This is a genomic window from Rhodocaloribacter litoris, assembly GCF_011682235.2.
Lineage (GTDB): Bacteria > Bacteroidota > Rhodothermia > Rhodothermales > ISCAR-4553 > Rhodocaloribacter > Rhodocaloribacter litoris.
The window spans coordinates 2,230,905-2,251,521 of the sequence record NZ_CP076718.1 but is presented as its reverse complement, the minus strand read 5'-3'; the positions used below and the strand labels follow the sequence as shown (position 1 = coordinate 2,251,521).

The 20,617-nt window shown below is 69.0% G+C and carries 12 protein-coding genes; 8 read left to right on the top strand and 4 right to left on the bottom strand.

From position 1 onward, the window contains the following. Nucleotides 1-76: 76 nt before the first annotated feature. Together uvrA and GQ464_RS09355 are read right to left on the bottom strand one after the other, a co-directional pair. Complete coding sequence (gene uvrA / locus GQ464_RS09360) at nucleotides 77-2,947, bottom strand: excinuclease ABC subunit UvrA (protein WP_166978477.1); 2,871 nt, start codon at nucleotides 2,945-2,947, stop codon at nucleotides 77-79. Nucleotides 2,948-3,434: 487 nt separating this feature from the next. After that, entirely contained in the window at nucleotides 3,435-3,689 is a 255-nt protein-coding gene (locus GQ464_RS09355; protein WP_228350749.1) for a hypothetical protein, read from the bottom strand. Between GQ464_RS09355 and GQ464_RS09350 the strand changes: the two genes are divergently transcribed. Next, nucleotides 3,612-7,925 carry a lipase/acyltransferase domain-containing protein gene (locus tag GQ464_RS09350; protein ID WP_341481831.1) on the top strand — a complete coding sequence of 1,438 codons (4,314 nt, stop codon included), beginning with the start codon at nucleotides 3,612-3,614 and terminating at the stop codon, nucleotides 7,923-7,925. The genes GQ464_RS09355 and GQ464_RS09350 overlap by 78 nt on opposite strands. 22 nt (nucleotides 7,926-7,947) lie before the next feature. Here GQ464_RS09350 and GQ464_RS09345 read toward each other — a convergent pair whose 3' ends face one another. Together GQ464_RS09345 and GQ464_RS09340 are read right to left on the bottom strand one after the other, a co-directional pair. Beyond that, a complete protein-coding gene (locus tag GQ464_RS09345) occupies nucleotides 7,948-10,785 on the bottom strand; it encodes a serine/threonine-protein kinase (protein WP_166978473.1) in 2,838 nt (945 codons plus the stop codon). Nucleotides 10,786-10,802: 17 nt separating this feature from the next. Continuing rightward, nucleotides 10,803-11,351: an ECF-type sigma factor gene (locus GQ464_RS09340; protein WP_166978471.1), complete on the bottom strand. Its 549-nt coding sequence runs from the start codon at nucleotides 11,349-11,351 to the stop codon at nucleotides 10,803-10,805. Nucleotides 11,352-11,592: 241 nt separating this feature from the next. On the opposite strand from GQ464_RS09340, the gene GQ464_RS09335 reads away from it, so the two are divergent. From GQ464_RS09335 to GQ464_RS09305, 7 genes are all read left to right on the top strand, one after another. Next, nucleotides 11,593-12,711, top strand: coding sequence for a hypothetical protein (locus GQ464_RS09335; protein ID WP_166978469.1), 1,119 nt, complete (start codon nucleotides 11,593-11,595; stop codon nucleotides 12,709-12,711). A 40-nt stretch (nucleotides 12,712-12,751) separates the two neighbouring features. Beyond that, nucleotides 12,752-13,405 (top strand): hypothetical protein, encoded by a 654-nt coding sequence (locus GQ464_RS09330; RefSeq protein WP_166978467.1) that lies wholly within the window; start codon nucleotides 12,752-12,754, stop codon nucleotides 13,403-13,405. 150 nt (nucleotides 13,406-13,555) lie between these two features. Beyond that, nucleotides 13,556-15,334: a hypothetical protein gene (locus tag GQ464_RS09325; protein ID WP_166978465.1), complete on the top strand. Its 1,779-nt coding sequence runs from the start codon at nucleotides 13,556-13,558 to the stop codon at nucleotides 15,332-15,334. A gap of 151 nt (nucleotides 15,335-15,485) precedes the next feature. Beyond that, a complete protein-coding gene (locus GQ464_RS09320) occupies nucleotides 15,486-16,967 on the top strand; it encodes a PQQ-dependent sugar dehydrogenase (protein WP_166978463.1) in 1,482 nt (493 codons plus the stop codon). Between the two features lie 115 nt (nucleotides 16,968-17,082). After that, on the top strand, nucleotides 17,083-17,664 hold the full coding sequence (locus GQ464_RS09315; RefSeq protein WP_166978461.1) for a DUF2179 domain-containing protein: 582 nt from the start codon (nucleotides 17,083-17,085) through the stop codon (nucleotides 17,662-17,664). A gap of 138 nt (nucleotides 17,665-17,802) precedes the next feature. Then, entirely contained in the window at nucleotides 17,803-19,950 is a 2,148-nt protein-coding gene (locus tag GQ464_RS09310) for a BatA domain-containing protein (RefSeq protein WP_166978459.1), read from the top strand. Between the two features lie 73 nt (nucleotides 19,951-20,023). Then, nucleotides 20,024-20,584: a hypothetical protein gene (locus GQ464_RS09305; protein WP_166978457.1), complete on the top strand. Its 561-nt coding sequence runs from the start codon at nucleotides 20,024-20,026 to the stop codon at nucleotides 20,582-20,584. Nucleotides 20,585-20,617 lie beyond the last annotated feature (33 nt).

The window sequence follows — 20,617 nt, the reverse complement described above, 5'->3', positions numbered from 1 at the left end:
CCGTTACGTTGCCTCACCCTGACGGTACGTTGCCTCCCCCTGATGCTGTAGCCGCGCCTGGTCACAGCCGGTGCGGCTACAGCACCTCGCGGAGGAAGCGGCCGGTGTGGCTCTCGGGGTGGGCGGCCAGGTCCTCGGGGGTGCCCTCGGCCACGACGAAGCCGCCGCGCCGCCCGCCTTCCGGCCCCAGGTCGATCACCCAGTCGGCACACTTGATCACGTCCAGGTTGTGCTCCACGATGAGCACCGAGTGCCCGGCGTCGACGAGGCGGTGGAAGACGGCCAGCAGCTTGCGGATGTCGTCGAAGTGGAGGCCGGTGGTGGGCTCGTCGAAGAGAAACAGGGTGCGGTCTTTGGCCGTCTTGCCCAGGTGCGCGGCCAGCTTGATGCGCTGGGCCTCGCCGCCGGAGAGGGTGTTCGACGGCTGCCCGAGCGTCAGGTAGCCGAGGCCGATGTCCTGGAGCACCTGCAGCTTGTTCACCACCGGCCCCACGTCCTCGAAGAACGCCACGGCCTCATCGACGGTCATGTTCAGGATGTCGTCGATGTTCTTGCCCCGGTACCGGACCTCGAGCACATCCTGCTTGTAGCGTTTGCCCTTGCACGCCTCGCACTCCAGGTACAGGTCGGCCAGAAACTGCATCTCGACGCGGACGAAGCCCTCGCCCTGGCACACCTCGCACCGGCCGCCGGGCACGTTGAAGGAGAAGTAGCCGGGCTTGTAGCCGCGGATGCGGGCCAGGTGGGTGTCCGCCATCAGGTTGCGGATGGCGTCGAACGCCTTGATGTAGGTGACCGGGTTGGAGCGCGGGGTCTGCCCGATGGGGCTCTGGTCCACCATCTCCACCTGGTCGACGTATTGATGCCCGCGCAGGGCGTCGTGCGCCCCGACCTTCGACTGGCCGTCGTGCTGGCCCTTGAGGCGGCGCAGGGCCTGGTAGAGGGTGTCGTGCACGAGGGTGGACTTGCCCGAGCCGCTGACGCCGGTGACGCAGCAGAGCACGCCCAGCGGGAAGCGCACGTCGAGCCGCTTCAGGTTGTGCTGGCGGGCGCCTTCGAGGACGAGGGCGTAGTCCGGGTCCACCGGCCGGCGTCGTTCCGGCACGGGGATGGACTTGCGGCCGGAGAGGTAGGCGCCGGTGAGGGAACGCGCGTCGCGGAGGAGTTCGTCGTACGTGCCCTGGAAGACGACCTCGCCGCCGAGGCGTCCGGCGCCCGGCCCCAGGTCCACGATCTGGTCGGCCCGGCGCATCATGGCTGCCTCGTGCTCGACGACGAGGACCGTGTTGCCGATGTCGCGCAGGTGTTCGAGGATGCGGATGAGGCGGTCCGTGTCGCGCGGGTGCAGGCCGATCGACGGCTCGTCGAGCACGTAGAGCGAGCCCACGAGCGAGGAGCCGAGCGAGGTGGCCAGGTTGATGCGCTGGCTCTCGCCGCCGGAGAGGGTCTGCGAGAGGCGGTCGAGCGTGAGGTAGTCCAGCCCGACCTCGACCAGGTAGCGGAGGCGCTTGCGGATCTCCTCGAGCACCCGCCCGGCGACGGCCTCCTGATGCGGCGTCAGCGTCAGGTGCTCGAAGAAGTCCCACGCGTCCTTCGTCGTCAGCTCGCACACCTCACCGATGTGCAGGCCGCCCACCTTCACGTAGAGGGCCTCTTTGCGCAGCCGGAACCCCTCGCAGTCCGGGCACCGCGAGTAGCCCCGGAAGCGGGCGTGGTAGATGCGGTAGTGCATCTTGTAGCTGTGCTTCTCCAGGAAGCGGAAGAAGCCGAGGATGCCCGCATAGTCGTCCTTGCCATGCCAGACGATCTCCTTTTCGCGCTCGGAGAGCCGGTGGTAGGGGGCGTCGATGTCGATGCGCTCGCGGGCGGCGATGCGGATGAGGTCGCGGAAGTAGGCGTTCCACTGCTCGGTGCGGAACGGGGCGATGGCGCCCTGCCGGATGGAGAGGTCCGGGTTGGGGATGATGAGGTCCTCGTCGAGGCCGGGGACGCGGCCGAAGCCCTGGCAGGTGGGGCAGGCGCCGAGGGGGCTGTTGAAGGAGAAGAGGTGGGGCGTTGGCTCCTCGAAGCGCATCCCGTCGCGCTCGAAGAAGGTGCTGAAGTCGAAGCGGGGGCCGCCGCGGGCCACGAGGGCCACGCAGCGCCCGCCGCCCTCGCGGAAGGCCTGCTCCACCGAGTCGGCGATGCGCGAGCGCGTCGCCTCGTCGCCCTTTCTGACGGCCAGGCGGTCCACCAGCACGAGCAGCCGCTCGCGGGCCACGCGCACCTTCTCCGGGGGCGTCTCGTTCAGGTCCAGCACCGACTCCGTCTCCCCCTTCTCGGCCTGCTTCTCGGTGGGCAGCACCACCAGGCGGAAGAAGCCGCGCTGCCGCAGCACCTCCAGCTCCTGCCGGACCGGGCTTTTGCCGTGGGCAGGCAGGGGGAAGCACAGGTAGAAGCGCGTGCGGTCGTCCAGCCGGTCGGTGAGCGTCTCGGCCACCGAGCGGGGGCTGTCCTTCGTGACGGGTTCGCCGCTGACGGGCGAGTACGTCGTGCCGATGCGGGCAAAGAGCAGGCGCAGGTGGTCGTAGATCTCCGTCTGCGTCGCCACCGTTGAGCGCGGGTTCTTCGAGGTGGTCTTCTGCTCGATGGCGATGGCCGGGGCCAGCCCCGTGATGAGGTCCGCGTCCGGCTTGTCCATCCGTTCGAGGAACTGCCGGGCGTAGGCCGAAAGGCTCTCCACGTAGCGCCGCTGCCCCTCGGCGTAGATGGTGTCGAAGGCCAGGCTGCTCTTGCCCGAGCCGGACGGGCCGGTGAAGACGATCAGTTTGCCCTTGGGCAGGTCCAGGTCGATGTTCTTCAGGTTGTGCTGCCGGGCGCCCCGGATGACGATGTGGCGGCGGGCGATCTGGCGGAGGTCGGCGCCGTTGGTGGCGGCGGGCGTCTCGACGGCGGGCGTGTCGGGCATCGCGGGCGGGTACGTTTGTGGAAAGTCCGTCGCACGTATACGATCATGTGCGAGGCATGTGCCGCCCCGATTGCGAAAAAGCGAGGGATGCCGGGAGGGTCCGGCGGGGCGTGCCGTGGCCGCTGGCCTCGTGGCGCGCCTGCACGCCGGCGACCACGTCCGCAGCCGCACGCAGGTGCGCCTGCGCTGAGACGATCCGTTCCGTCCGGCTTTGACCTATAGTACCAATAAGCTTCGGTCAATACGGACAGAGCGAACCATGAAACGGCTTCTTCTCCTGCTCTGGGTGCTGGGGCTGGCCCTGCCGTGGGCTGCCCGCGCCCAGTCGTACGAGTTCCAGTGGTTGGGTTTCCTGCCCGGTGGAGACTGGAGCCAGCCGACGGCGATCTCCCACGACGGCTCCACGGTGGTCGGTTCGGCCAGGGATTCCAACACGGTGTTCGTTCCTTTTCGCTGGACCGTCGCTTCGGGAATGCAGGCCCTGAGTTCAGGAAGTGGTTTTGATCCGCTCGAAGATGTTTTTGGTGTATCTGCGGATGGGTCGGTGGTCGTCGGGTGGGGATATGAAGAGATCGATGGATGGACTTTGCAGCGAGCGGCTCGCTGGACGGCTGCTGGAGGCGTACAGTTCCTTGGCACCCTGGGTGGTCCGCAGGATGGAGATATGAGCAGAGGATATGGTGTCTCCGCAGATGGTTCCTGGGTTGTTGGGGTTTCTTCCGTAAATGATGATTATTTTCATGCCTTTCGATGGTCTTCCGCTACCGGCATGCAGGATCTGGGAAGCCTGCCGGGCAGATATTGGACTGAAGCAACCGCCGTTTCGGCGGATGGGGCTGTTGTCGTGGGGTCTAGCGGCACGGGTTCTTCTAGACACGCCTTCGTATGGACCCCTTCTACCGGGATGCAGGATCTGGGAACGCTGGGTGGCGATCAGAGTGTCGCCACCGACGTGTCGGATGACGGTTCCGTGGTGGTCGGCCTGTCTCAGCTTGCCGACGGCACCTACCGGGCTTTTCGCTGGACGGAGGCCACTGGCATGGTGCAGCTGAATACGCCGGGTTCCTCCTCTAGTATTGGTAGTATTGGTATCTCACCGGACGGCTCCACCATCATCGTCTGGGGACAGAACCAATCCGGAGCTTTCCGCAATCTGGTCTGGACCGCCGAGACCGGCGTGCTCGATCTGGACAGCCTGATCGTTCATCACTACGGCTTCAGCGACTGGCTCAGTACCATCTTTGCCTTCGGGGTCAGAGACTTTACCCTTACAGACAACCGCCTCATTCTGACCGGCGGGTACTCTGAAGCCCGGCGGCTGGTGCTGGAGCCGTGGCCGCTCCCTGCTGCCTGTCCGGTCCTCACCGTGACCGCGTCCTCCGACGAGCCCGACGCCGACCCGGGGGATGGCCTCTGCGACACCGACCTCGCCACCGAGGGCCTGCAGTGTACGCTCCGGGCCGCCCTCGAGGAGGCCAACACGCAGCCCGGGCGGCAGTGCATCCACTTCAACCTGCCTTCCGGCGAGGCGCCGGTCATCCCGCTCACGGCGCCGTTGCCGGCCATCACCGACTCCCTCACCATCGACGGCACCACGCAGCCCGGCGACGGGCGGGTGCACGTGGACGGCCTGACGGCCGGCACCCTGGCCGACGGGCTGGTCGTCGCCGGGGCCGACAGCGTGGTCGTCCGCGGGCTGGCCCTCTACGGCTTCGACGGCGTCGGGATCCGCCTCGAGGGCGGCCGGGGGCACCTGGTCGAAAACACCTACCTGGGCTTCGACGGCACGGCGTATCGCCCGAACGGCCTCGGCGGGATCACCGTGTCCGGGGGCGCGGAGGAGGTGACCCTCGGGAGCCTGGAGGAGGCGCACATCAACCACATCTACGACGGGCTGAACGTCGAAGGGGAGACGACCCGCCGGGTGCGCGTGCTGCGCAACAGGCTGCACGTTCCCCCCGATTTCATGAACGACGAGATCCTGTTCCTGCCGCTCGACCTGGGCAACGACGGCCCTTCGTGCTTCGACTGGGCGGGCCCCGAGCCGGGCCGGCCCAACGACGCCATGCCGTCGCCGCGGGTGCTGGCGCTCACCGAGGGTGCGGTGGAGGGGATGACCGTCCCGGGCGCCACGGTGATCGTCTATACGGCGGACTCGACCGGTACGGGGCTCTCGCGCTACTGGCCGCGGGTTCTCACGCCGGTGGCACACGGCGAGGCCGACGCCGAGGGGCTCTTCCACATCGCGGTCGATCTGGCGCCCGGCACGGAGGTCTCGCTCGTGGCGGTCGATCCCGAGGGCAACACGTCGGAGCCCACCCAGCTGCGGCGGCCGGTGATCTTCATACCCGGCATCGGCGGCACCTGGCTGCGCATGGATGGCGAAAACTACTGGCTGCCCCCTGTGTGGGCCACCAGCGACGAAAAGAACCTGCGCATGGGGGCCCTCGCCATGCAGAATGACGGGAGGACGAGCCTGAACCCCCTCGTGGCCAACGAGGTGATCGAATCGGTTCTGACAGCTCGAAAGGTTTACGGGCCCATCCACGACCACCTGGAGGCGGCCGGCTATCCGGGGCATCCGTTGAACCTGAACGAGGCCACGCTGGACCAGTGGCGCTTCCCGAACGACTGGCGGCGCAGCGTGGACGAACTGGCCGACCATCTCTGGACGCTCGTCGACCAGATCACGACGGACTCCGGGCCGGGCCAGGGGCGGGCCCGTGCCTGCCAGGTGGACCTGGTGGCACACTCCAACGGCGGCCTGATCGCCTCCGTCTATGTGCGCCGCGACAGCAGCCATGCCCGCAACCGGGTACACCGCCTGATCACCAGCGGGACGCCCTACCTGGGCGCGACGCAGGCCGTGGCTGCCCACACCCGTGGCTACATCTTCGAGGTGGACGAGGAGTTGGTCTTTGGCTTGAACTGGGAGGTGGCCTGGGGCGACATGGTGCAGATGGTCCGCAACATCCCGGGGGCCTACGGGCTCTTGCCTAGCCGGGCCTACTACGAGGCGGTCGATCCGTCGTCGCTCTCCCATGCCCACGGCTACAGCACGGTCGACCTCTACAATGAGCCGCTGGGGGGCTACGACGCAACGTTCGACTTCATGACCCGCGCCAAGACCGACGACCTCGGCATCCCCTTCGGGCTGGCGCGCAACGCCGCCCTCTGGGATGAGCAGCAGGAGTTTGTACACGACCTCGTGGACGACTGGCGCACCTACGACGGCCCACCCCAGATTTTCCGACAGGTGGGCCTGCTGATCGGCGAGACGGAGACGGGCTGGTTCATGGGGCCGGGGCCAGAGTTCATCCCGGCCGGGGCGACCGTGCGCTCCGAGCCGGGCGACACGGACCGTCACCGGGCCTACCGGGAGCGGCTGGTGCCGGTCTGGGGGCTGGGTGACCGCACCGTGCCCCTGGTGAGTGCCACGCTGGGCCATGACCCTCGCGTGGGCGACACCGACTTTTCCGGGGTGGATGAGAGCCGCTGGATCGAGGCGTTCGAGTACTACGCCTGCGCGCATGGTAAGCTGGTGGAGCCCGGCTGTATGCCTGAGAATGGTAGTGGACCCGAGGCGCTCGACCGGATCGTGCAGATCCTGCAGTCCGGCTACCGGGTGCCGGAGCCGCCGGCTGCGGGCAAGCGCGTCGCCCGGGCGAGCACCGAACCACTCCGGGAAGCCTTCTATGTGCAGGCGACCGCGCCGGTGCAGGTGCTCATCGAGGACGCCGCCGGCCGCAAGACGGGGGTGAGCGATCCGGCCCTGCCCGGCGCCATCGAATACGGCATTCCCGGCGTGGCCTTCAACGCCTCCCGGTTCGGGGCCGGCTTTACGCTGCCGGCCGACAGCGCCTACACCATCACCGTCACGGTGACGGATTCTACGGCCAGGGTCTATCTCCACCGCCAGGCCATGACGATGGACGCGGTGGCGCACCGGCTCTTTCCCGACCAGACGGTGGCCCCGGGCGGTCGCCTGGTGTTCACCCTGCAGGCCGGCGGTACGGGCGAGGGCGAGCCCTGGCAGGTCGACGCCGACGGCGACGGGACGTTCGAGGCCACGGTGGCACCGGCAGCCCTGCTGGCGGGGAGCGCCGCGGTGCCCGCACTGCCGATCCCCCAGCCCGCGGGCTTCGACGTGCCGGTCCCGCTCGAGGGCGATCCGGTCGTGCGCACGTTGCGCCTGCCCGACACCGGCACCGACGGCTGGCAGTTCGCGCTCTCGGAAGCGGCGCCCTGGTTGCACCTCTCGGCTGCGAGCGGGACCGTCCCGGCCGAGGTGACCCTCACGTTCGACCCGCAGGGCCTGGGCGAAGGCGTCTTCGAGACGACGCTCTCGGTACAGCTGACCCAGGGCGACTATGCGACGTCGCTGCCGGTGCCCGTACGGATGCAGGTGGAAGGCACCGCATTACCCGTCGAACTCGTTGCCCTCAGCGCCACCGCCGACGGTCCCGACGTCCTTCTCCGCTGGACGACTGCCTCCGAGACGAACAACGCCGGCTTCGAAGTTCAGCACTTCCACGACACCTGGCAGACGCTTGCTTTCGTCGAAGGGCACGGCACCACGGCCGGGACGCACGCCTACACGTACCGCATCGCCGGGCTCGATCCCGGAACGCATCGCTTCCGCCTCAAGCAGGTCGACGTCGACGGCACGTTTACCTACAGCACCGAGGCTGAGGTGACGGTTGGCGTGCCGGGGGTCTATGTGTTGAGTGCGGCCTATCCGAACCCGTTCCGTGAGGCGGCGACGCTGCGGCTGGCGGTGGCACGCCCGCAGCGGGTGCAGGTGGCGGTCTACGACGTGCTCGGTCGCCGGGTGGCGTTGTTGCATGCGGGACCCCTCGCGGGGGGCGAGACACACACGTTCCGCTTCGACGGTTCAGGCTTGCCCGGCGGGTTGTACCTGATTCGTGTGGAAGGCGAGCGGTTCCGTGCGACGCGGGCTGTGACGCTGCTGCGGTGAGGCGCGGGCCGGGCCTCGTGGCTCAGCGGGCCACCTGCAGCCGGGCGAGGTCCTCGTGGCGTGGGTCGCCGGGGGGGAGGGCCGCCCGCAGCTCGGCCAGGAGCTGGCCGGCGCGTTCGTACTGACCCCGGGCGTTCAGACTGGCGATCAGGTTGCGCAGGAGGGCCCAGAGCGTGGGGTGCAGGAGGTTGCCTTCGTAATAGGTGCGGTAGATCGGCAGGGCCTCTTCGAAGGCGTCGATCGCCTCGTCGTGCCGGTCCCGGTCGGCCAGGACGCGGGCCAGGCCGTCGAGGCCACGGGCCAGGTCGAAGTGGTCGGGGGGGCGGAGGGCCCGCCGCAGGGCGACGCTCTCGCGGTGGACGGCTTCGGCTTCGTCGAGGCGGCCGAGGTCGCGCAGGGCCTCGCCCAGGGCGAACAGGCGCCAGGCCACGTGCATGCTGCTGTCGCCGTGGACCTGCCGCCGCACGTCGACGGCGCGCCGGAAGAAGGGCAGGGCGTCGGCCGGGCGGCCCTGCTGGTGGAGCACGAAGCCCATGTTGCCCAGCAGCAGGGCGGCGTCGGCGCTGACGGGGCCCGAGGCCGTTTCCATGATGGCCAGCGCCCGGCGGAACAGGGCCTCGGCTTCCTGCGGTCGGTTGCGGCGCAGGGCCACCCAGCCCAGGTTGTTCATCGTCATGCCCACGTCCCGGTGCATGGGGCCGGCGTGCCGCTCGGCCAGGGCCAGGGAGCGGCGCAGGAGCGAGTCGGCGCGGTCGTAGTCGCCGAGCCCGAAGGCCACGAGCCCCAGGTTGTTCAGGGCCTCGCCCGTGAGGGGATGCTCGGGGCCGAGGAGCGCCGTGCGCAGGCGCAGCACCTCGGAGAGCAGCGAGTCGGCCTCCTCGTAGCGGTACTCGTCGGCGTAGAGGTTGCCCAGGTTGTTGAGCACGTCGAGGGTGCGGTTGTGCATCCGGCCGAGATGGGCCTTGCGCCAGGCCAGCACGCGGGCGAACAGGCTCTCGGCGCGGGCATAGTCCGCCTCGTTCATGGCGATGGTGCCGAGGACGAACCAGGCGTCGGCGCGACGTTCCTCACTGGCCGGGTCGGTGCCGGGCAGGAGGGCGAGTGCCCGGTGGAGGACCGAGTCGGCCCGCCGGTAGTCCTGCCGTTCGGCCAGCGCATCGCCGTATTCGACGAGCCGGCCGGCCCGGTCGCCGGGTGTGCCGGCGGGCAGGGCGAGGGCGGCGGCGAAGAACGAGTCGGCGCGGGCATACTGGCCGCGGTGGGTGGCCAGGTGGCCGAGCGACACGAGCGTGGCCGCCTCCGCATCGGCCTCGGCCCGTGGGAGCCGGTGCCAGCGGTCGAGGGCCGCCGTGAGCCAGCGCTCGGCCGCGTCGTAGTCGCCCAGCTTCAGGTAGAGGGCGCCGAGGGTGTGGGTCGTCTGGGCGGCCTCGGCGGGGGGAAGGGCACCGGGCTGTTCGAGCCGGCGGGCGCCGCGCGCCAGCAGGTCGAAGGCATTGAGCGTGTCGCCGGCGGTGGCGTCCGGGTCGGCGCCGTCAAACAGGTCTTCCACGAAGGCCAGCGCGGCCCGGGCTTTCTGGGCCTCCAGGCGGGCGCGGTCGCGTTCCTGCGCGAGCCGCCACGTGAAGAGACCGGCGGCCACGAGCAGGAGGGCGACGAAGGCGGCCGTCATGGCCGCGCCGGTGCGGTGACGGTGCAGGAAGCGGCGCAGCCGGTAGCCGGCGGTGGCCCGCCGGGCCAGGACCGGCAGGTGCGCGCGGTGCCGTTCGAGGTCGTTCAGGAAGGCGTCGGCGCTGGCATAGCGGTCGGCCGGGTCTTTCTGCAGGGCCTTGAGGACGATGGCGTCCAGATCGCCCCGGAGGCGGCGGGCCAGCTGCGCCGGTGTGGCACCGAACCGGTCTGCCAGGGTCGCCGATGCCGCATCCGACGGCGGATCGACCGGGCGGGTGACGGCGCGCGAGGGCAGGACGGGATCCTGCGTGAGCACATGGGAGACGAGCAGCCCGGGCGGGCCCTCGAACGGCCGGCGCCCGGTGAGGAGTTCGTAGAGGATCACGCCGAGCGTGTAGAGGTCCGAGGCTGTCGTCACCGGCTCGCCGCGTAGCTGCTCGGGGGAGGCATAGACCGGCGTCATCCGGTGGAGCACGGTGCGCGTGATGGCCGTGCCGGGCTCGTCTTCCAGCAGGCGGGCGATCCCGAAGTCGAGCAGCTTGACCCGCGGTTGCCCGCCGGCCTCGGTCACCAGGATGTTGGCAGGCTTGAGGTCGCGGTGGACGACCAGGTGGCGATGGGCGTACTGCACGACCCGGAGCACCTGCTCGAACAGGCGCAGGCGGTCCGCCACGGGTAGCCGCCGTGCGTCGCAGTACCGGTCCAGCGGGACGCCGTCGACGTACTCCATGACCAGGTAGGGGCGGCCGTCCGGGAGGGTGCCGCCATTGAGCAGGCGCGCGATGCCGGGATGCTCGAGCCGGGCCAGGATCTGCCGTTCCTGGTGGAAGCGCCGGACCAGCTCGGCGTCGCCGAGGCCGGTCGCTGCCACTTTCAGGGCCACCACCTGCGTGTAGGTGCCGTCCGCCCGCTCGGCGCGGTAGACCACCCCCATGCCGCCGCGGCCGACCTCGTCGAGGAGGCGGTACGGGCCGATGCGCTCGGGCAGGGGCGGCGGTTCCCACGCCGGGAAGGCCGGCGCGTCGAGCCAGGGCAGGGTGCGCCGGTCCGCGTCGAGCAGGGCTTCCACCTCCCGGTGCAGCGCCGGGTCCGCCGCGGCCAGCTCGTGCAGCCGCCGGGCCCGCTCCTCCGGCGGGAGGTCGGCCAGCTCCAGGAACAGGGCCTGGGCCTGTTTCCAGCGTTCCGGGGTCATGGGATGTGAGGGTATGTTCAGCTGGCGAGGGCCCGCACGAGGTAGGCACGGGCCACCCGCCAGTCGCGCTTGACGGTCGCCGTGCCGACGCCCAGCGCCTCGGCCGTCTCCTCGATGGTCAGGCCGCCAAAGAACCGGCATTCGACCACCCGGGCCTGCCGCGTATCCAGCGCTTCGAGCCGGGAGAGCGCCTCGTCCAGCATCAGCAGGTCGTCTTCGTCGACGGCGGCGTGCACCCGGTCGTCGAAGGTGACCGTCAGGACGCCGCCGCCGCGCTTGAGGGCCTTGCGCCGGCGGGCCTCCCGCACGAGCACCTGCCGCATGGCCCGTGCCGCCACGCGAAAGAAGTGGGTGCGGTCCTGCCAGTTCAGGTCCTTCGACGGGATCAGGTGCAGGTAGGCCTCATGCACGAGCCCGGTGGTGCTCAGCGTCACGTCGCCGCGGCCGCTGCGGACCCGGTGCGCCAGGCGACGCAGCTCCTCATAGATCGTTTCATAGAGCGCATCGAAGGCCCGCGTATCTCCTTCTCGCGCGGCTTGCAACAACGCTGTAACCGACTCGGCCATACGCTTGTGCGACAAACGGGGGATGGATGGAGGAGACGCACCCGGCGCCGGCCGGGAGCACCCGGAATCCGTCGAGGACAAGATAACCTGATCCATTTTTGATGTTCTTGAACTATACTTACTTGACGGATGAAATCGGCAGCCTCACGAACCTGCTAAAGCCGGTGGTGATCGAGGCGAAAGCTACGGAGAAACACCGTTTTTTTCACGGGGCTGCCCTCACCCAGGACCTGCCAGGACCATGTATCGCTTGAGTCACCGAACGATCTTTCTCTTTCTGATCATGTTCTTCGCCGATGCTTCGCGGGCCCAGGACCTCTCGGGCCGGTACACGGTGCCCACCTCCCGGGGGGCCATCACCCTGTCGTTGCAGCGGGCTGCTTCCGGGCAGTATACGGGCACGCTGGTTGGAGATGACGGGATCACGTTTCAGGTCGAAGGCCGGGTGGACGAGGGGGAGCTCATCGGCTATCTGTTGATGCAGGGCAGTCGCCGGGCTATGATCGAGGCCTTTGCGGAGGGGCAGCAGCTTTACGTCACGCTGATCCCGCTGGACGCCGGTGGGCAACCCGCCTATGCGGCCGCCCAGGAGACGGTCTACCAGAAGGAGGCCGGCGGGGGGCCCTTGCCTGGAGCCGGCGGCCCGCTCGCTGCCGGCGGAAATGCGCCGCCCGCGAACGAAGGTTTCGCCGGCACGTTCTCCGGGAACGTCAACGGCACGCCGACGCGGTTGGAGCTCCGGCAGGAAGGCACCCGCCTCACCGGGCAGGCGGACGCCGGCGGCTACGGCTATACCCTCTCCGGAACGATGGCCGGCAGCCGGGCACAGGGCACGCTGACCGACAGCCAGACGGGCGGGCAGGTGAACTTCGAGGCGACGCTCCAGGGCGACGTCCTCACGCTCCGCCTGCTGGACCCCACGACCGGCCAGCAGGGCACCCTCACGTTTCAGCGAGGAACCCGCACGGCCGGAGCGGAAGCCTCCGTGCCGGAGGGCGCGGCCGGTCCCCACGAGCGCGATCCGGCCCTCGTCGGCACCTGGCGCAAGAGCGAAACCATGGTCAGCGGGGATGCCTCCCTGGTTTCCGAGGTGTTCATGGAGATCCGTGCCGACGGCACGTTCTCTCAAGGCAATGCCCGCGTCATGGCCGGCGGGGCCAATCCCTGGGGCTCCTGGGGGGCCGATTCCGGATCTTCCGGCGACACGGTGACGGGCCAGTGGCGCACACAGGGGCGAATCATCCAGATTTTCGCCCCCCAGATCGGCCAGTGGGTCTCCATCGCCCGGTATTACGTCGAAGGCAACAAGCTGCTGCTCTACCTGTCGGACGGTTCCCGGGAGCTCTGGTACCGGCAATGACGCCTGTTCGTTTTCAACCCGACTCGAACGCCCGATGAAGATGAAAACGCTTCTGCTCCTGCTTGGCCTTTTGTTGCTGGTTTGCTGGGCGTATGCCCGGGCAAAAGGCAGGCCGGCCGCCTCTCCGCACCCGCTCGCCTCCACCGAGGCCTTCGAACTGCACGTGGGCGGGCAGGTCTACGAGATCCGGCTGGACGAACCGGTCACGGTCGTCACCCCGGGCGGCGAGGAGGTCGAGGTGGTGCTACGGCGCAAGGAAGTACTCCACTATGCCGGCGACGGCCTCGCCTTCGACTACCCCGCTGCCCTGCAACTCGGCCGCGAGACCGAGGGCGGCATCACCACGCTGACCCTCGAGGGGACGGCTTCTCCTTTCGTGCTGATACAGATCTACCCGTCTTCCAACACGCCCGAGGAGGTGCTGGGTAACCTGCTGGAGGCTTTCGAGAACGAATACCGGGCACGCCAGGCGCAGTTCTTGAACGGAAACGGTCGTTCCGTGGAACGCACCGTGGGGGGAACGACACGCCGGGGCCGGGTCCTGGCCTTCCGGCTGGGAGGGCAGCAGATTCGCACCGAACTGTATGCGTTTCCCCATCACGACGCGGTGGTGGCGCTCATCCTGCAACAGGATGTGGAGGAAGCGGCCCTGGCCGAGGACTATTTTGCCGTAATCACCCGCAGCCTGCGTTGAAGGCGGCCGGGACCGGATCCTCCCGGCGGGGCGTACCCTGCACCGGGCAGGCTGTTCAGATCCAATACAAACAAAACATCTACGGGGATGCCGTGACGGCAGATCGTGCCTCTATGAGGATTTCACTCACAACCAGCGAGAGGTACGATCATGTGCCAGATCATCATCACCGGGGTGTCCGGTATCCTTGGGGAGAGCGACACCAGCCATCCCCTGCGCGTCGAGATCAGCGGTACGGCGGAAGACTGCCCGAAGGTGGCCGTCACGGTCAACGGCTTCGGGCCGGTGGAGGCTGATGTGGAGGCGGACGGCACGTGGACGGCCGTCCTGCACGAGGGCGTGGCGTATCCCGTGGACGGCCTCCGGTGCGGCGACGCCGTCAAGGTGCACGCCGAGTGCACCGAGGGCGACTGCCCGAAAGACGAGTGGAACGGCCCGCTGCCCTGCCGGGGCGAGAGCGATCCCTGCCCCGCCGTGACGCTGGAGGTGGTGGCGGTGGAGGGATGCAAGGGGGGACTGATCGAGGTGACGCTGAAGGCGACCGCCGGCGGGGTGCCGCCGAACACGGTCTACTCGTGGGACTTCGGCAATGGCGAGGACGAGGCGGCGCTGCTCACCACGGCCGAAATGACGCGCACCGTGTCGTATCCGCCGGGCGGCCCGTACACCTCCACGTTCGCGTTCATCCTGCCGGAAGGGTGCCCCGGTGCGACGCCCCTCACCGTGGGGCCGTTCGATCCATGCCCTCCCGAGTGTCCCACGGCTACGATCGAGGTCGTCGAGGTGGGCGACGAATGCGTCGACGGCCGGTTGGCGGTCACGTTCCGCTTCACCGTCACCGGCGGGAGCGAGACGACGGCGGCCTACATCGACTACGGCGATGGTACCTACAGCCCGTCCGTGATGGCCGGGCCGGGCGAGACGGTCGCGTCCGACGACTACCTCGACGATCCGATCACGCATGCGTACGAGGCGCCCGCGGCGGGACTGCCGCCGGTGGCCCATACGCCCTGCGTCGTCTTCTCGCCGCCGTTCGACGACTGCGATCCCGTACCGCTCGATCCGCCCCTGTCCGTCCCGCCGTGCGCCGGCGGATGCGAGGCCTACCGCGTGCAGAGCCTGCGCGTGGAGGTAGGGCCCTGCGTCGACGGCCGCCGCACCGTGACCGTCACGGCGACGACCGACGGGCCGGAGGCGCCGGATTCCTTCGCCTGGGAGTTCTCCGACGAGGCCGCCTACACGACCGAAGCAAACCAGGTGACGCACGTCATGGATGCCGCTGCGACCCACCAGGCGTCCGTGGCCGTCGTCGTCACGTGGCCCGACGGCTGCACCGACCTGGCGACGGAAGGGTTCGCGGTGGCGGCCTGTGCGGAGGACGACGAAGACGAGACGGATACGGACACCGGTGACGGGAACGAGACGGGCACCGGCGACGGGAACGAGACGGACACCGGCGAGCAAGACGAAGTCATCGAGACACCCCCGCCGCAACCGGCGCCGTGGTGCGGGCTGATCCGTATTCTCGGCCTGATCCTGCTGATCGTCGGCCTGGTGCTCGTCTTTGGCGGAGCGTGCGCCTCGAACGTCGTCGTGGCCGGCATCGGGATCGGGCTGGCCGTGGCCGGGGCGGCCCTGCTCATCCTGTGGGCCCTGTGCTGTGCCCCGGCTGCCGGCGGCTGCCGCCTGCTCCAGCAACTCATCGAACTGCTGAGCCTCCTCGAGATCGCCCTGACGGTGATCGCCGTCATCTTTGGCATCCTGTCGATCTTCGAGATCGGCCTGCCCTGCCTGATCGGAACGGTCATCGACTGGGGGATCGTCGGCTTCCTGATCGCCGTCCTGACGCTGATCTTCGGGCAGATCGGGTGCCAGTTCCGGCGCCCGACCCTGCTCGACGGCCTGCTCGGAGGGCTGAGGCGGGGCTAGCATCGCGCCGAAGCCGGCTTCGGCGCGGCCCGTCGTAGGGCCCGTCTTCCGGGTATCCGGCCCATCGGAACGAAGCCCGCTCCGTCCCGTGAAAAGGCTACTTCCGGCCGCGAACGTGGTCCGGTACGATCCTTTGCTCCGGAGCTCGACCATGCGAAACGCCTCCCGTCTCTTCAGCCTGCCGGTCTGCTGTCTGATGGCGGCCACCGCGTGCGGCCAGGCCCCCCCCGAGGAATCCGTCGAGCAGGGCGGTGACCTCGAACTGGAGGTGGCCTTTCCGAACCTGACCTTCTCCCGGCCGGTGGACCTGCAGCACGCGGGAGACGGCTCCGGGCGGCTCTTCGTCGTCGAACAGGCCGGGGTGATCCGCGTCTTCGAGAACCGCACCGGTGTGGCCTCGGCTGCGACGTTTCTCGACATCCGGGATCGGGTCAACGACAGCGGCAACGAGGAAGGGTTGCTCGGCCTGGCCTTCCACCCGGACTTTGCGACGAACGGCTTCTTCTTCGTCAACTACACGGCGACCAACCCGCGCCGCACGGTCATCGCCCGCTTCTCGGTCGATCCGGACGACCCGGACCGGGCCGACCCGGCCAGCGAGACGGTCATCCTGGAGGTGGAGCAGCCTTTTTCGAACCACAACGCGGGCCAGCTCGCCTTCGGCCCGGACGGCTACCTCTACGTGGGCCTCGGCGACGGCGGCAGCGCCGGCGATCCGCTCGGGCACGGCCAGAACCCGGCCACCCTCCTCGGGGCCCTCCTGCGCCTGGATGTGGACCACCCCGACCCCGAACGCAACTACGGCATCCCGGACGACAACCCCTTCGTGGGGCAGGCCGGCTTCCGGGAGGAGCTCTATGCCTACGGCTTCCGCAATCCCTGGCGCTTCAGCTTCGACCCGGCGACCGGGCGGCTCTGGCTGGCCGACGTCGGGCAGAACGCCTGGGAAGAGGTCGACCTCGTGGAGAAAGGCGGCAACTACGGGTGGAACGTGATGGAAGGCACCCATTGCTTCAATCCCCCCTCCGGATGCGACGACACGGGGTTGATCCCGCCCGTCTGGGAATACGATCACAGCCTCGGGGCTTCGATCACCGGGGGCTACGTCTACCGCGGTGCCGCCGTGCCGGAACTCGCCGGCAAGTACGTCTACGCCGACTTCATCTCCGGGCGGGTATGGGCGCTCACCTACGACGGCACGCGGGCCACCAGCGAGCAACTGCTCGATACCTCGCTTGGCATTGCCTCCTTCGGCCTGGACGAGCAGGGAGAACTCTACCTCTGTGCTTTCGATGGCCGGATCTACCGTTTCGTGCCCGTGATGTCGTCCGCGCGGGAGGCGTTGCCCGGCCAAACCCTGCACCTGGGCGCCGGCTATCCGAACCCGTTTCGGGGGGAGACGACCATTCCGTTCACGCTGGATCGCCCGGGGCGGGTGCAGCTGGCCGTCTACGATCTGCTCGGGCGGGTGGTGCGCACGCTGGTCTCGTCGCGGCCGGGGCCCGGCCCGCATGCCGTGCTCTGGGACGGGCACGACGAGACGGGACGCCCGCTGCCCGGCGGCGTCTACCTCTACCGGCTGGTGGTGGACGGAACCCCGGTGGCGACGCGGCGCCTGGTGCTCGTGCGATAGCCCCGCCGGCGTCTTCGACCCGGACCGACTTCGCGCAAAATCTACGGTGTCGCCAGAACCGGCGCCCCGTGCCAGGGTCGAAGCGGCATCGCTTCGTAGTTCCCGTCAACGCGTCATGGATGCTCTCTTTGCTGCGCCGATAGGAGCCCTGCTGATCTTCTGCCTCCGGGTCATCGACGTTTCCCTGGCGGTGTTCCGGATGATCGTCGCCGTACGGGGGCGTCGTGGACTCGCAGCCCTGATCGGGTTCTTCGAGGTGCTCGTCTGGGTGGTGGCCGTGGCCCAGGCGCTGGAACACCTCGACTCGTGGGTCCACCTGGTCGGTTATGCGGCCGGGTTTGCGGCCGGGAACTACGTGGGCGTCTGGCTGGCGGAGCACCTGGTGCCGCGCCAGCAAGTGATCCGGGCCATCTTTCGGGACAGGCCGGGCGTCGATGGCCGCCCTCCGGCCTGGCGGGAAGCCGCCGAACGGCTGCGCGCCGCAGGGTATGCCGTCACCGAGGTGACCGGGCGGGGACGGGACAGCAACGTCGAGATTCTCATCGTCATGGTGCCTGCCCGGGAGACGGCCGCCGTGATTCAGCGGTTGCAGGAGGCCGACCCGGAGGTCTTCATCAGTGTCGATGATGCCAGCGCCATGATCGGCGGATACGTCCGTCCCGGCGGGCGCAAGATGCCGTTCCCGGCCCGCGTCTGAGGGAGGGCCGGTTCCGGACGCGGATGCGGGCAAGGGACGGTCGTGGAACAGCCGGCGGCCCGCTCAAGTAGCACGTCGCGGTGTGCAGATGCCGCATCCCGCCCGGTTCCGGGCGTCCCCTTTTCTTCGTGCTGTGCCATGACGTTCCTCAACCCGCTGCTCTTGATCGGCCTGGTAGCGGCGGCGATCCCGCTGATCATCCACCTGTTCAACTTTCGCCGTCCGAAGCGGGTGGATTTCAGCTCACTCGCCTTTCTGAAGGAGCTGCAGCAGACGACGATGCAGCGGGTGCGGATCAAACAGTGGTTGCTGCTGGCCCTGCGGACGCTGGCCATTGCGTCGCTCGTGCTGGCCTTTGCCCGTCCCACGCTGACGGGCGACCTGGCGGGGACGGTCGGCGGGCGGGCCGCCACGGCGCAGGTCATCGTGCTGGACAACTCGCTCTCGATGGCGCTGCGGGATGAGCAGGGCAGCTACCTCGATCAGGCCCGGGCGCTGGCGGCCGGTATCATCGAGCAAATGGCGCCCGGCGACGAGGTGACGCTGCTGATGACGGCGGAGTCATCGCCGGCCGACCCGGTGGCCTACCAGCATCCCGGGCCGGCCCTCGATGCACTGGCCGGCGTGGAGGTGCATCCGGGCGCGGCCACGCTGGCACACACCCTGGACCGCGCGGCCCGGCTCCTCGCCGGAGCGCCCCAGCTCAACAGGGAGATCTACCTTCTGTCGGATTTACAGCGGACGACGCTGGGCGACTCGGCCGGGACGGAGGTGCCAGATGGCCGCGTCACGCGGCCGGCCGAGATCCGGGTGGCCCTGCTGCCGGTCGGCACCCGTGCCTATCCCAACGTCGCCGTGACGGAGGTCCGTGTCGTCAGCCGTATCGTGGAGGCCGGGCAGCCGGTGCGTCTCGAAGCCACGCTGGTCAACTACGGCACGTCGCGCCTCGAAGACTACGTGGCCAGCGTTTTCCTCGAAGGCGAGCGGGTGGCGCAGGCGGCCGTCGACCTCGAACCCGGCGCGGCCACGGACGTCGCCTTCACCGTAACCCCCCAGCAACGCGGCTGGCTGGCCGGGCTCGTGCAGATCGAGGACGACGCCTTCGAGTACGACAACGCCCGCCACTTCACGCTGCACGTGCCGGCACGGCGGCGGCTGCTCCTCGTACGCGGCGAAGAGCAACGGACCGACTACATCGAGCTGGCGCTTTCACCGGAGCTGGCACCGGGACGCCTGGCGTTCCAGACCGAGGTCATTCCGGAGAGCGCTCTGGCCGCCACCGGCCTCGGGGTCTACGATGCCGTCATCCTGGTCGGGCCCCGGACCCTTTCGAGCGGTGAGGTCGCCGCGCTGGTGCGGTACGTCGAGGCCGGCGGCGGGCTGATGATCTTCCCGGGGGCCAGCGCCCGGGCCGAAGACTACAACGCCCTGCTGGCCGGTCTCGGCGGCGGCCGGTTCACCGGCTTCAGCGGCGAGCTCGGCCCCGGACGTCCCGTGGCCACCTTCGACCGCGTGGACCTCGAGCATCCGCTTTTCGAGGGCGTCTTCGAGCCGGCCGCCCTCCGCCGCGAGCGACGGGTCGAGAGCCCGGAGTTTTACTTCGTGATGGACTATGTGCCCGGCAGCGCCACCGAGCAGACCCTCATCCGGCTTTCCAGCGGCGTACCGTTTCTCCAGGAGCTGCGGCACGGCCGGGGCGCGGCGTTTCTGCTGGGCGTCGCGCCGGATCCGCGCTGGAGTGACCTGCCGGTGCGTGGCCTGTTCATTCCCCTGCTCTACCGTTCGATGTATTATCTCTCGGCGGGGGAAACCACCGGCGCGGGGCAACTGACCGTCGGCCGGCCGGGTACGTTGCGGCTGGCCGGAGCACCCGAAGACGTGGCGTTGCGGCTCGTGGGCCCAGACGGGCAGGAGTTCACACCCGAGCAACGCAACCTTTTCGGGGCCGTCCTGCTGCAACTCGACGCCACGGTGCGCCAGCCGGGTATCTACGACATCCGGGCCGGCGAGGCCCTGGTGCGCCGCGTGGCGTTCAACCTGGACCCGCGGGAGTCCGACCTGCAACGGCTGCCGCCCGGCGAGGCCGCCGCCCGGCTGTCCGAGCACACCGGAACCCGGGTGCAGGTACTGGCCGTGCCCGGCGGGCGGGAGGCCGTCGCCGAAGCCCTCGTGGCCGGGCGGACCGGCGTCGAACTCTGGAACGTCTTCCTGCTGCTCGCGTTGGTATTTTTGGTCGCCGAGATGTTTGTGGCGCGGCAATGGCGGCCCGAGTCCGTGCCGGCCTGACCCGAACGGGTCTCTCCCGTGCCACGACGGCCCTCCGGGGTCTTCGTCTTTCGCAAAACGCGGAATCCCTGCCGTGTTTGCCACCCTCCACATCTTGCTTCTCTGCGGCTTCATCGGCGTGACGTCGATGCTGATGCTCATCAACGTGATGAGCCGGCTCCGGGTGCGTCATGTTCTGCTCGCCTGGCGCACGGGGCGTTTTTGGGGCCTGCCGCTGTGGCCGCTCGGCTTCATGGCGTTCGTCGGCGGCAGCATGGTCTATACGGACCTGACGGGGCACGTCATCGCTCCCGGCATCTTTGCGGGCTATCTGGTGGGAGGGATCTTCTGGTTCACGGGGGTCTTCTTTGCATCGACTTTTCTCGTAACCGAGGCCGGCCTGATCGGCGGGGTTGGCCGGGCGCGCCGGGCCGTCGCCTGGGTCCAGATTGCCGACTATTTCGAGGCGGAGGACCGGGGTAAGCGCTGCTTCGTCTTCCTGTACGTGGATGAACGGGGGCGCCGCGGCCGGCTCGAGGTGCCGGTGCCGGATGCGCATCAGGAAGCCTTCCGCCGGATCGTTCGGGCCAAGATCGACGCCCGGATCGAGTACCGTGTACAGCAGGCCTACGGCAAGAAGGCCCTCGAAGGCTAGGCCCGGCAGCCGCGGCCGGGCCATGTGTGATGT